The organism is Methylobacterium radiodurans (genome assembly GCF_003173735.1).
GTDB classification, from domain to species: Bacteria; Pseudomonadota; Alphaproteobacteria; order Rhizobiales; family Beijerinckiaceae; genus Methylobacterium; species Methylobacterium radiodurans.
Window position 1 is genome coordinate 1620655 of the sequence record NZ_CP029551.1, and the last position, 12559, is coordinate 1633213.

General features: G+C 69.2%; 12 protein-coding genes. 11 read left to right on the forward strand and 1 reads right to left on the reverse strand.

Annotation, left to right across the window (positions count from 1 at the left end; genetic code table 11):
* Window positions 1-10: 10 nt before the first annotated feature.
* Entirely contained in the window at window positions 11-1009 is a 999-nt protein-coding gene (locus tag DK427_RS07295; protein WP_109950682.1) for a CobW family GTP-binding protein, read from the forward strand.
* Window positions 1010-1131: 122 nt separating this feature from the next.
* Here the strand turns inward: DK427_RS07295 and DK427_RS26665 are convergent, their stop codons facing one another.
* The gene (locus tag DK427_RS26665; protein WP_204165285.1) at window positions 1132-1293 is read right to left on the reverse strand and encodes a hypothetical protein; all 162 of its coding nucleotides are present in this window, start codon (window positions 1291-1293) and stop codon (window positions 1132-1134) included.
* 197 nt (window positions 1294-1490) lie between these two features.
* On the opposite strand from DK427_RS26665, the gene DK427_RS07300 reads away from it, so the two are divergent.
* The 10 genes from DK427_RS07300 to DK427_RS07345 all read left to right on the forward strand — a co-directional run bounded on the left by DK427_RS07300 (window position 1491) and on the right by DK427_RS07345 (window position 12524).
* Complete coding sequence (locus DK427_RS07300; protein ID WP_204165286.1) at window positions 1491-2477, forward strand: PAS domain-containing protein; 987 nt, start codon at window positions 1491-1493, stop codon at window positions 2475-2477.
* A 98-nt stretch (window positions 2478-2575) separates the two neighbouring features.
* Window positions 2576-3499: an outer membrane protein gene (locus tag DK427_RS07305; RefSeq protein ID WP_109950683.1), complete on the forward strand. Its 924-nt coding sequence runs from the start codon at window positions 2576-2578 to the stop codon at window positions 3497-3499.
* A gap of 258 nt (window positions 3500-3757) precedes the next feature.
* Entirely contained in the window at window positions 3758-4609 is an 852-nt protein-coding gene (locus DK427_RS07310; RefSeq protein ID WP_109950684.1) for an outer membrane protein, read from the forward strand.
* Between the two features lie 215 nt (window positions 4610-4824).
* The gene (gene rpsD / locus DK427_RS07315; RefSeq protein ID WP_066927633.1) at window positions 4825-5442 is read left to right on the forward strand and encodes a 30S ribosomal protein S4; all 618 of its coding nucleotides are present in this window, start codon (window positions 4825-4827) and stop codon (window positions 5440-5442) included.
* Window positions 5443-5603: 161 nt separating this feature from the next.
* Window positions 5604-6068 carry a MerR family transcriptional regulator gene (locus DK427_RS07320; protein WP_109950685.1) on the forward strand — a complete coding sequence of 155 codons (465 nt, stop codon included), beginning with the start codon at window positions 5604-5606 and terminating at the stop codon, window positions 6066-6068.
* A 226-nt stretch (window positions 6069-6294) separates the two neighbouring features.
* Window positions 6295-6714, forward strand: a complete 420-nt coding sequence (locus tag DK427_RS07325; protein ID WP_109950686.1) for a hypothetical protein — start codon at window positions 6295-6297, stop codon at window positions 6712-6714.
* A gap of 126 nt (window positions 6715-6840) precedes the next feature.
* Window positions 6841-7278 carry a 4-aminobutyrate aminotransferase gene (locus DK427_RS07330; protein ID WP_109950687.1) on the forward strand — a complete coding sequence of 146 codons (438 nt, stop codon included), beginning with the start codon at window positions 6841-6843 and terminating at the stop codon, window positions 7276-7278.
* Between the two features lie 264 nt (window positions 7279-7542).
* Window positions 7543-9495, forward strand: coding sequence for a PrkA family serine protein kinase (locus DK427_RS07335; protein WP_109950688.1), 1953 nt, complete (start codon window positions 7543-7545; stop codon window positions 9493-9495).
* A gap of 112 nt (window positions 9496-9607) precedes the next feature.
* Window positions 9608-10903: a YeaH/YhbH family protein gene (locus DK427_RS07340; protein ID WP_109950689.1), complete on the forward strand. Its 1296-nt coding sequence runs from the start codon at window positions 9608-9610 to the stop codon at window positions 10901-10903.
* Window positions 10904-10952: 49 nt separating this feature from the next.
* Window positions 10953-12524, forward strand: a complete 1572-nt coding sequence (locus tag DK427_RS07345) for a SpoVR family protein (RefSeq protein WP_109950690.1) — start codon at window positions 10953-10955, stop codon at window positions 12522-12524.
* Window positions 12525-12559: the final 35 nt, after the last annotated feature.

Sequence of the window (12559 nt, forward strand, 5' to 3'; positions counted from 1 at the left end):
AAGGAAAACCATGTCCGACGCCCCGTCCAACTCCCCGTCTCTCGCCGCTTCCGCCAAGATCCCTGTCACGGTGCTCACGGGCTATCTCGGCGCCGGCAAGACGACGCTGCTCAACCGGATCCTCACCGAGAACCACGGCCGCCGCTACGCGGTGATCGTCAACGAGTTCGGGGAGATCGGCATCGACAACGACCTCGTGGTGGGCGCCGACGAGGAAGTGTTCGAGATGAACAACGGCTGCGTCTGCTGCACGGTGCGCGGCGACCTGATCCGCATCATGGACGGGCTGGTGAAGCGACGCGGCAAGTTCGACGCGATCATCGTCGAGACCACGGGGCTGGCCGATCCCGCTCCCGTCGCCCAGACCTTCTTCGTCGATCAGGATGTCGGCGAGGCCGCACGCCTCGACGCGGTCGTCACGGTGGCCGACGCCAAGTGGCTCACCGACCGCCTGAGGGACGCGCCCGAGGCCCGCAACCAGATCGCCTTCGCGGACGTGATCCTGCTCAACAAGTCGGATCTCGTCTCAGGCGAAGACCTCGACCGCGTCGAGGGCGAGATCCGGGTGATTAATCCCTTCGCCCAGATCCACCGCACACGGAACTGCGCCGTGCCTCTCGACGCGGTGCTGGAGCGCAACGCGTTCGATCTCGGCCGCATCCTCGACCTGGAGCCTGCCTTCTTGGAGGAGGGGCATCACCATCACCACGACAGCGAGATCCAGTCGGTCTCGGCCCGGATCGACGGGGCCGTGAACCCGGAAAAGTTCATGCCCTGGATCTCGACGCTCACCCAGGTCCAAGGGCCCGACATCCTGCGCTGCAAGGGCATCGTCGCCTTCCCGGACGAGCCGAAGCGCTTCGTCTTCCAGGGCGTGCACATGATCCTCGACGGGGATCTGCAGGCCGATTGGCGGGCGGACGAACCCCGCGTCTCCCGGGTGGTGTTCATCGGCCGCAACCTCGACGCGGAGGCGATCCGCGCCGGGTTCGAGGATTGCCGCGCCTGAGAAGGCGGCCGGCGGTGGCGGATCTCGATCCGAAGCGGGATCCGGACTGCCGGCCCCCCGGTCGTGGTGTTCCTGGGGCGCTTTGCCGCTGGCTGGTCGGCCGTGGGCTGCTCGGCCGCGGATTACTTGCCGCTGGGCGCGGCGGTGCTGCCGGTTGTGGCGTTGCCGCCGCTGCTGCCGGCAGGCGCGCCCGGGGTGGCGTTGCTCTGCGCCTGCGCGGCCGAAAGGGCGCCGGCGGCGAGCGCAAGGGCGAGAAGCGGGGCTGACAGGGTCTTGAGGCTCATGGTCTGCGGTCTCCTGCGATGCCGGACGGGCATCCGGTTGAGCATCGCCCGCGTGACGTCCGCGCGGGCCTTTGTCCGAGGAGCCAACGGCGCCGGGCGCGCGACCGTTCCGGATCGTGGTGGAAGGGGATCCTGTCTATCTACCAAAAGTTGTGTTACCGAATCAGTCCTCAGTCGCCGGGCGCGCGCATGCACAGATGAACTCCAGCACGATCGAGCGCGAGGAGATCGACCGGGAGATCGCCGCCCTCCTGCAGCATCCAGCCCTGCGCAAGGCGCCGAAGCTCTCGGCATTCCTCGGATACATCGTGCGGGAAAGCCTCTCGGGTCGTGGCGCTCGCCTGAAAGCCTACACGATCGCCACGCAGGCGCTCGGACGGCCGGCGGATTTCGATCCTGTTACGGACGCGATCGTCCGGGTCGAGGCGCGTCGGCTGCGGCGGGTGCTCGATACCATCTATGCCGAGCCGGGTTGCGCCAGCACGATCCGGGTCGAACTGCCGCGCGGGCATTACGATCCTGTGTTCCGTCGCGTCGACGCCACCTCGCCCGCGACCCGCGCGATCCGCGCCCCCGATCCGGGTGAGAGCCTGCACGAGAGCGAGCAGCGCTACCTTGCGCTGGTGCGCGCCAGCGCAGTGATCGAGTGGCGTGCCGCACCCGACGGGCGGGTCACCCACAGCTACGGCTGGACAGAGCGCACCGGCCAGGAGCCCGAGACCTTCGCCGGAAGCGGCTGGCTCGACGCGCTGCACCTGGACGACCGGTCGCGCACGGTCGCGGCCTGGGCGGCGGCGCGGCGCGTCTGCGCGCCCCTGGAGATTGCCTACCGGGTCCGCCACCTCGACGGCGGCTACCGCTGGATGCTGGCGCGCGGAGTGCCGGTCGAGAACGCCGACGGCTCGATCCGCGAATGGGTCGGCACGATCGTCGATGCGCCCGAGCCGGGCGAGCCGGGTCTGCGCGTCCGCGACGTACTCGCCTCCGCCCGCCGGCTCGGCACCATCTACGAGATCCTGCGCTCGGCGCAGGGAGAGGCGTCGCAGGGGGCGTCGCGGCGCGTTGCGGAGGAACGTCGCCTCGCCGACGGCCTGCGCCGGCACGGCCTCTTCCTCGGGCAGCGCCCGGTCGCCGCCGCCGGGCCATCGTCAATGACGGCACGTGTCTGCACGGCTAAGACTTAACGTTAAGCCCGGCTTAAGTTCTTAGGCTCATCCTCCCGAATGTCTTCCGGAGCGAGCGAACACAGCTTCCGGCACGTATTCGAGTGAAGGAATTGTTAATGGCCCGCTCCAAGCTTACGGCCTTGGCGCGCCGCCTCACGCTCGCAGCGAGCGTCGGCGCGCCCTGCCTCGCACAGGCCGCCGACCTGCTGCCCCCGCCGCCCCCGCCCCCTCCGCCGCCGCCCGTCGTCGATGTCGGCGGGGGCTGGTACCTGCGGGGTGAAGTCGGCGTCAGCGCGCTGCGCCTCGGCAAATTCGAGGGGCACGACAAGCCGGGCTTCCCGCAGCCGGACGGCGGCTACCATCCCGAGTACCGCGAGATCGGCGACCAGGCCTTCGCGGGTGGCGGCTTCGGCTACGAGTTCGGCAACGGCCTGCGCGTCGAGGCCGTGGCCCAATACCGGACCTCCACCACCCTGCGCTTCGGCGAGAGCTACGCGGGCTGCTTCAACGCGAACTTCGACAAGGACGGGAACTGCAAGTCGCCCGGCAAGGGCATCGACCTCTATACAGGTCAGATCTCCTCGATCGTGGCGATGGCCCGCGGCTCCTACGATCTCTTCACGTGGAACGGCGTCTCGTTCTTCGGCGGCGGCTCGGTCGGCGCGGCCTTCCACCACGTCGGCACGTTCGTTGACGTGGGCGCCGGCACGGCGGTGGGCGGGGCGGGCTATATCGGCCCGCGCGACACCACCACCTTCGCCTGGGGCCTGCATGCCGGCCTCGGCTACGCCATCACGCCGAACCTGCGGCTCGAACTCGCCTACGAGTACCTCAACCTCGGCAGCGTGAAGACCGCGGGTCTGAACTGCTTCGGTGCCGACGGATGCCCCGGCACGGTCTACAAGTTCAAGAACATCGAGGCGCACGACGTGCGGCTCGGCTTCCGCTACCTGATCGGTGGCCTCGTGGCGGCCCCGCTGCCCCCGCTGATGGCCGACTACGCGCCGCCGCCGCCCGGTCCGCTGGTGCGCAAGTACTGAGAAGCGCCGGGACCGCGGTCCCGCAGAACGTCGCTGACGCCTCGAGGGGCGGCGCGGGATCTCCCGCGCCGCCCCTCGAGGCGTTGGGGCGACCCTTGCCGGATCGGCTTTCGCGCGCGCCTTTCCGTTAGGGTTAAGCCCCTCATAACCCTTGTTCGTCACTATTGGATTCGGCCGGTCCGCCCGGCTCCCCGGGCCCCAGGTCCGCCGCCTGCGCGAGGCCGCCCGGCCCGCCGGGCCCAAGCGTCGGGACGATCCATGGTTGCGTCTACACGTCTGCCGGTCTGCGCGCTCCTCGCGCTCGCCGGCTCCCTCCACCAGGCCGGTGCCGCCGATCTCCTGCCGACCCTGCCGCCGCCCCCGCCGCCGGTCGAGGCCGCGGCGCCGGTCGAGATCGGCTCGGGCTGGTACCTGCGCGGCGACTTCACCCACGCGAGCTACGGCCGGCCCCGCGACGACACCCCGCCTGACCCGACCGATCCGAACGTGCCGCCCTATGTCGGCCTGCGGGTCGGCGACGCGGGCGGCTACGGCGGCGGCGTCGGCTACCGCGTCAACCCCTGGCTGCGCATCGACGCGACCATCGACCAGCGCGGCCCGAGCCGGTTCAGCGCCTTCTCGTCGCGCTCGAATTTCGCCACCGGCGGCAACGTCGAGACCGGGCGCGTGGACGCGCTCACCGCCCTCGTCAACGTCTACGCCGACCTCGGCACGTGGTGGGGACTGACCCCCTATATCGGCGCGGGCGTCGGCATGGCCGATATCGGCACCGGCCGCAACTACACCCAGACCACCTGCTTCATCGACGCCTGCGACGGCGCGCCGGGCGTCGGCCCGCGGGAGGCGGTGACGCGGCCTAAGCGCTCCGTCGCCTCGCTGGCCTGGGCGCTCACCGCCGGCCTGTCCTACGATCTCGGCCACGGCCTGAGCATCGATGCCGCCTACCGCTACGTCGATCTCGGCAAGCTGCGCACGGGCGTCGATGCCTACGGCTACGGCACCCGCCTGAAGGACCTCACGGCCAACGAGTTCCGCATCGGTCTGCGCTACGCCTTCGCGGGCCTGCCGCATCTGGCCGCCGTCAGCCCCCACAACCCCTACGGCAACTGACGATCCCGGCCGCAGGTTGACCAGACCGGCCGTCTGCACTACAGACGCGCCGTCGCGGGGCTCCGATGAGGGGCCCCGCTGCATTTTCAACGCACCCGTGGGCGGCCTCAACCCCGCCCTGTCGCCCCGCCCGGCTCCGGCCGAGAACGGCTCCGGCCGCTGGGGAGAGGAGGGCGCGTTCCTCGAAGTACGAACAGAAAGACAGAGGAATCGCGATGTCGAAGCGCGTTCAGGCGAAGCACAAGCTCGATCGCCGCATGGGCCAGAACATCTGGGGCCGCCCGAAGAGCCCCGTGAACCGCCGTGAGTACGGCCCCGGCCAGCACGGCCAGCGCCGCAAGGGCAAGATGAGCGACTTCGGCACGCAGCTGCGCGCCAAGCAGAAGCTCAAGGGCTACTACGGCAACATCACCGAGAAGCAGTTCCGCCGCTACTATGCCGAGGCGATCCGCCTGCGCGGCGACTCGGGCGAGAACCTGATCGGCCTGCTGGAGCGCCGTCTCGACGCGGTCGTCTACCGCTCGAAGTTCGTGGCGACCCCGTTCGCCGCCCGCCAGTTCATCAACCACGGCCACATCAAGGTGAACGGCCAGCGGGTGAACATCCCGAGCTACCTCGTGAAGCCCGGTGATGTGATCGAGGTGCGCGAGGCCGCCCGCCAGTTCGAGTTCGTGGTGGTCGCCACCCAGCTCGCCGAGCGCGACGTGCCCGACTACATCGAGGTCGATCACCAGAAGATGACCGCCCGCGTCACCCGCGTGCCGGGCCTCTCCGAGGTCCCCTACCCGGTGCAGATGGAGCCGAACCTCGTCATCGAGTTCTACTCGCGCTGAGGAACGGACCGGCCGCTTCGGCCGGAGCCAAGAGTTCGATCATGTGTCTCGAGAGGCCCGCGGGATCCCGCGGGCCTTTTGTTTTTCTGGCTGCCACCCGCGGCCCCGGCCTATGATCGCGGCCGGGCGGCTCGTCTCCGCCACCCGGACAGGACCCGTTCATGCAGCCAGCGCCCCCCGCCGCGAGTGCCGCCGATCCGGGCCCGAAGCAGGCCGGCGCATTCCGGACGATCAGCGAGGTGTCGGAGGCGCTCGACGTGCCCCAGCACGTGCTGCGCTTCTGGGAGACGCGGTTCGGGCAGGTGCGGCCGCTCAAGCGCGCCGGCGGGCGGCGCTACTACCGGCCCGAGGACGTCGCGCTGATCGCGGGCATCCGGCAGCTCCTGCACGTGCAGCGCTACACCATCCAGGGCGCGCAGCGGGTGCTGCGGGAGAACGGCGTGCGCTTCGTCCAGGCGGTCGGTCGGGGCGAGGTCGTGGCCGCGGCGCCCGAGGCGCCGGAGACGCAGCGCGACGCGGCCCCGCTTGGTCCGGACCCCGCCACGCGCGCCGCATTGGAGGCGGTGCTGGCCGAGCTTCACGCCTGCCGGGACGCGCTGGCCGCCCTGCGGGCGGGGCGGGAGTAGGGTGCTTCTGCCTTTCACAGGCCCCTGGATTCACGACGTTGGCGGACACCGGTCGGGCTCTCCATCCCCCGCAGAGGGGAAGGGCAGGGAAAGTGCGCGCTGTGCGGACGCGGAGCCGGGAGAGCCGCCTTCACCCGATCCATGACGCACAACCCATTGTCGGGTCATTGCCTTTCCGGCTGGGCGAGACGCGAAACTTTGCCGAGGAGACCGCGTTGACCGGCGCATGAAAGCGCCGCCCCGCCCGCTCTCTCCGACCCAGGAACTGACGAACCGTCTGATGCGGGTCGTCCGCACCTGCCCGCAGGCGGCCGCCGAGGTTCTGGAACTCGTCTACCTCGCGAGCCGCATCGAGGCGGCGACGGAGGTCGATCACGCCTACCGCGACGCCCGGCGGGTGATCAGCCGCCTGCGCAACCCTCTCTGGGAGATGGGTCCGAGCGACCGCGAGGCCCTGCGCACCGCCGCCGAGACCATCCGCCGGGTCTGCCGCATCGCCGAGGCCGACATCCCCGTCACGCCCACCGCCGATGCGGGCGAGCGGGCGCGCGTCGAGGCGCGGCTCGCCGCCGTGCTGAAGGACGAGCTGCGCCCCGAGATGATCGCCCGGGTGACCGGTATCGTCGCGGCCGCGCTGCAGGAGTAGCGCCGCCCGGCCCCGGCACTGACGGCCCGGCGGAGGGCGCGCCCCTCGACGGGATGCGGCCGCCTCCCCACATGGCGTGTCCCGGCGCAGCCGCCGGATCGAGACCGCTCCAGGGGAGAGCCCAGCATGACCTTCGCCCGCCCGCTCGCCGCGCTCGTCGCCGGCGGCCTCCTGATCGCCGCAGGCCCGGTCCAGGCCGAGACGGTCCAGAAGACCGAGACGGTGGCCTCCGGCAAGACGGGCCGCCTCCTCGTCACGCCGAACCTGAAGAAGGATTGCGCCGAGGGCCCGATGCCGGAATTCCGGTTCTCCGCCTACCCGAAGAACGGCGCCGTGATCGTGAAGGCCGGCAAGCAGAAGACGCCCGCGAGCTTCCGCTGCCCGAACAAGGAGGCCGGCGTCATGGGCGTGTTCTACCAGCCCAAGGACGGCTTCACCGGCTCGGACGAGCTGACCTTCGAGGTGAAGAGCGCCGATGGCGAGGTTCAGACCCGGGTCTTCAAGATCACGGTCGAGGCGGCCGCCAAGGGCGGCGACGCCAAGAAGGACAGCAACGACCTCTGACGGGCCGCATCGCGGCCGGCCCATTGTGCGTCGCGCAACGGGCCGGCGCCCCACGGGCGGTCGCGGGCCCGGTTCGGCCCCGGCCGCCGCTCAGCCCCGCGCAAGCGAGCCGGAAGACTGTTGATCCGGCCCGACGAAAGGCGGAGTGTTGCAGGCGGCACACGCACCTGCGGCGTCTCCGTCGCAGTGCGACAAAAGCGGGCCTGTCAGTTGCATCCAAGCCGGGACAGGATGAAGCTACCCGTGGTCTGAGAGGGTTATCGAATGCCGATGCATGCGACGAACGACCTTTTCCAGAGCTTCGCCAGAGGCTACGAGGCGCGCCGCGACACGGAGATGACGCTCTCCGAGTATCTGGAGGCCTGTCGCGACGAGCCGCTGATGTACGCCTCCGCGGCCGAGCGCATCCTGGAGGCCATCGGCAAGCCCGAGTTCATCGACACCGCCAAGGATTCGCGCCTCGGCCGGATCTTCATGAACCGGACCATCCGGACCTACCCGGCGTTTGCCGAGTTCTACGGCATGGAGGAGACGATCGAGCGGATCGTCTCGTTCTTCCGCCACGCCGCGCAGGGGTTGGAGGAGCGCAAGCAGATCCTCTACCTGCTGGGTCCCGTCGGCGGCGGCAAGTCGTCGCTCGCCGAGCGCCTGAAGGCCTTGATGGAGGTCCACCCCATCTACGTGCTCAAGGCGGGCGACGAGGTCTCGCCGGTCTTCGAGAGCCCGCTGGGTCTCTTCGACCCCGAGACGATGGGCGCCGAGATCCAGAGCCGCTACGGCATCCCGCGCCGCCGCCTCACCGGGCTGATGAGCCCGTGGGCGCTCAAGCGCCTGGACGAGTTCAACGGCGACATCTCGCGCTTCAAGGTGATCAAGGTCCGGCCGTCCCGCCTGCGCCAGATCGGCATCGCCAAGACCGAGCCGGGCGACGAGAACAACCAGGACATCTCCTCGCTCGTCGGCAAGGTCGACATCCGCCGCCTGGAGACGCTCTCCCAGGCGGACCCGGATGCGTACTCCTACTCGGGTGGACTGAACCGGGCGAACCAGGGCGTTCTCGAGTTCGTCGAGATGTTCAAGGCGCCCATCAAGATGCTCCACCCGCTGCTTACCGCGACGCAGGAGGGCAACTACGTCGGCACCGAGAACATCGGCGCGATCCCTTTCACGGGCGTGATCCTCGCCCACTCGAACGAGGCCGAGTGGCAGAGCTTCAAGACCAACAAGAACAACGAGGCCTTCATCGACCGCATCTACGTGATCAAGGTGCCATACTGCCTCCGGGTGACCGAGGAGCAGCGCATCTACGACAAGCTGATCACGGGCTCGGAACTCGCGACCGCCGCCTGCGCGCCCGGTACCCTGGAGATGCTGGCCCGGTTCTCGGTGCTCTCGCGCCTGCGCGAGCACGCGAACTCGAACCTGTTCTCCAAGATGCGGGTCTATGACGGCGAGAGCTTGCGCGAGGTCGATCCCCGCGCCCGCTCGATGCAGGAGTACAAGGACACGGCCGGCGTCGACGAGGGCATGGACGGGATCTCGACCCGCTTCGCCTTCAAGGTGCTCGCCGCGACCTTCAACCACGACACCACCGAGGTCTCGGCCGACCCCGTACACCTGATGTACGTGCTCGAACAGGCGCTCAAGCGCGAGCAACTGCCGCCGGAAACCGAGAAGCGCTATCTGGAGTTCATCAAGACCGAGCTCGCGCCGCGCTACGCCGAGTTCATCGGCCACGAGATCCAGAAGGCCTATCTCGAATCCTACCACGATTACGGGCAGAACCTGTTCGACCGCTACATCGACTACGCGGACGCCTGGATCGAGGATCAGGACTTCAAGGATGCCGAGACCGGCCAGCTCCTCAACCGCGAGTTGCTGAACCAGGAGCTGACCAAGATCGAGAAGCCCGCGGGCATCGCCAACCCGAAGGATTTCCGCAACGAGGTGGTGAAGTTCGCGCTCCGCTCCCGGGCGCAGCACGGCGGCCGCAACCCGAGCTGGACGAGCTACGAGAAGCTGCGCGAGGTGATCGAGCGGCGGATGTTCTCCCAGGTCGAGGAATTGCTGCCGGTCATCTCCTTCGGCTCCAAGAAGGACGGCGAGACCGAGAAGAAGCACGGCGAGTTCGTCGAGCGCATGGTGGCGCGTGGCTACACCGAGCGGCAGGTCCGCCGGCTGGTCGAGTGGTACATGCGGGTGAAGCAGGCGGGGTAGGGGGCGCCGGCCGGTTCGCGGCCGGCCACACCCTCACGCCGCCACAGTTTCGAGCGGCCGGCCGGCGATCATGGCCGGCCGGAATCAGAGCGGACGAGGGTTCGGGCACCGGATGCACATCGTCGACCGTCGACTCAATCCCGGGGGCAAGAGTCTCCCCAACCGTCAGCGCTTCCTCCGCCGCGTGAAGGACGTGGCCCAGCGGGCCGTGCGCGAATCCGCCCGCGAGCGCGACATCAAGGATCTCGGTAAGGACGGCCGCGTCACCGTGCCGGCGGACGGGGTGCGCGAGCCCCGCTTCTCGCGCCAGCCCGGCACCGGGCTGCAGGACCACATCCTGCCCGGCAACAAGACCTACGTGGAGGGCGACACGATCGAGCGCCCGCCGGGCGGGGGAGGGGGGCGCGGCTCCGGCGAGGGCGGCGAGGGCGGCGAGAACAGCGAGGACGCCTTCCGCTTCGTGCTCACCCGCGAGGAGTTCCTGGAACTCTTCCTCGAAGATCTCGAACTTCCGGATCTCGCCAAGCGGCGGCTCGCGATCGTCGAGACCGAGGGGATGCGCCGGGCCGGCTACACGGTGACCGGCTCGCCGGCCAACCTCGCGCTCGGGCGGACCCTGCGCAACTCCATGTCCCGGCGCATCGCCCTGAAGCGTCCGAAGCCCGACGAGATCGCGGCGCTGGAATCGCGCATCGAGGCCCTGCCCGAGGACGCGCCGGAGCGGGCCGACCTCGTGCAGTCCCTGGCGCTGCTGCGCGAGCGCTCGAAGCGCATCCCCTACGTCGATCCGATCGATCTGCGCTTCCGCCGCTTCGAGCCCTACCCGAAGCCGATCGCCCAGGCCGTGATGTTCTGCCTGATGGACGTCTCGGGCTCGATGACCGAGCACATGAAGGACCTCGCCAAGCGGTTCTACATCCTGCTCCACATCTTCCTGACGCGCCGCTACCGGCACGTCGAGATCGTCTTCATCCGCCACACCGATCGGGCGATGGAGGTGGACGAGGAAACCTTCTTCGGCTCGCGCGAGACCGGCGGCACGCTGGTCTCCTCGGCACTGGTCGAGATGAAGCGCGTGATCTCCGAGCGCTACTCGCCCGACGACTGGAACATTTACGCGGCGCAAGCCTCCGACGGCGACAACGTCTCCTCGGACGGGCCGACCGCCACGGAACTGCTGCGCGCCCACATCCTGCCGGCCTGTCAGCACTTCGCCTACCTGGAGGTCGGCGACGAGAACGGGCCGCGGGCCGGCTTCGTCGAGCACCGCACCACGCTCTGGCGCACCTACGAGGCCGTCGCCAAGTCCGGTGGCGCCATCGCCATGCGCAAGGTGAACCACCGCCGCGAGATCTACCCCGTGTTCCGCGAGCTGTTCGGCCGCAAGGACGCGAAGGCGGAGGCGTGAGGCTCCTTCCCGCGCGGGGAGGGGAGAGACTGTCGAGGAGATTGGCCGGATGGTGACCAGCCTGAGCCGCCCGAGGATCCAGCCGCCGAAGCCCGGTGAGCTGCTCTTCACGGGCAACGACTGGGACTTCGAGACCATCCGGCGCATCCACGACGCCTGCGAGGCCATCGCCGGGCCGGAACTCGGCCTGTCCTGGTACCCGAACCAGATCGAGATCATCACGGCCGAGCAGATGCTCGACGCCTACGCGTCGATCGGCATGCCGCTGTTCTACAAGCACTGGTCCTTCGGCAAGCACTTCGCCCAGCACGAGGCGGGCTACCGCCGCGGCCTGATGGGACTGGCCTACGAGATCGTCATCAACTCCGACCCGTGCATCTCCTACGTGATGGAGGAGAACACGGCGACGATGCAGACGCTGGTGATCGCCCACGCCGCCTTCGGCCACAACCACTTCTTCAAGAACAACTACCTGTTCCGGCAGTGGACCGATGCCGAGGGCATCCTCGACTATCTCGATTTCGCCAAGGGCTTCATCAGTCGCTGCGAGGAGCGCCACGGCCACCAGGCGGTCGAGCAGGTGCTGGACGCCGCCCACGCGCTGATGAGCCAGGGCGTGCACCGCTACCCACGCAAGAAGCGGCCGGATCTGGCCTCCGAGCAGCGCCGCGAGCGCGAGCGGGTCGAGCACGGCGAGCAGATCTACAACGACCTCTGGCGCACGCTGCCGGCAAAGCCCGGTGCTGCCCGCACAGACGCCGCGGCCGAGCGACGCCGGGCGCTCCTGGAGCTGCCGCAGGAGAACATCCTCTACTTCCTGGAGAAGGTGGCTCCGCGCCTGCGGCCCTGGCAGCGGGAGATCCTGCGCATCGTTCGCCTCGTGGCGCAGTACTTCTACCCGCAGCGCCAGACCAAGGTGATGAACGAGGGCTGCGCCACCTACGTGCACTACCGCATCATGAACGCGCTCTCGCAGAAGGGGCAGATCGGCGAGGCGGCCTATCTCGAGTTCCTGCAGTCGCACACCAACGTCATCCGCCAGCCGACCTACGACGACCGCTCCTACGGCGGCCACAACCCCTACGCGATCGGCTTCGCGATGATGCAGGACATCCAGCGCATCGTGGAGCAGCCGACCGCCGAGGACCGCGTGTGGTTCCCGGAGATCGCCGGCACGGGCGACGCCATGTCGGTGCTGCGCGACGTCTGGGAGAACTACCGCGACGAGAGCTTCATCGCGCAGTTTCTCTCTCCGAAGCTTATGCGCGACCTGCGCCTGTTCCACGTGGTGGACGATCCCGACGAGCCGGAACTGCGCGTCGCGGCGATCCACGACGAGCGCGGCTACCGCAAGATGCGCCGCTCCTTCGCGCGCCAGTACGATGTCGCGTGGCTCGATCCCGACATCGAGGTGGTGGACGTCGATCTGGAGGGTGACCGCCGGCTGATCCTGCACCACAAGGCGCTTAACAAGATCACGCTGCAGAAGGAGGACGCCTCCCGGGTGCTCCAGCACCTCGCCGACCTCTGGGGCTACGACGTGGTGCTCAAGGAGATCGAGCCCGGCACCGGCACGGTGCTGGCCGAGCACCACGCGAGCGCCCGGCCGATCTTCTTCTGAGCGGCCGCTGCGCCTCCCCACTCCCCGTGCGCGGG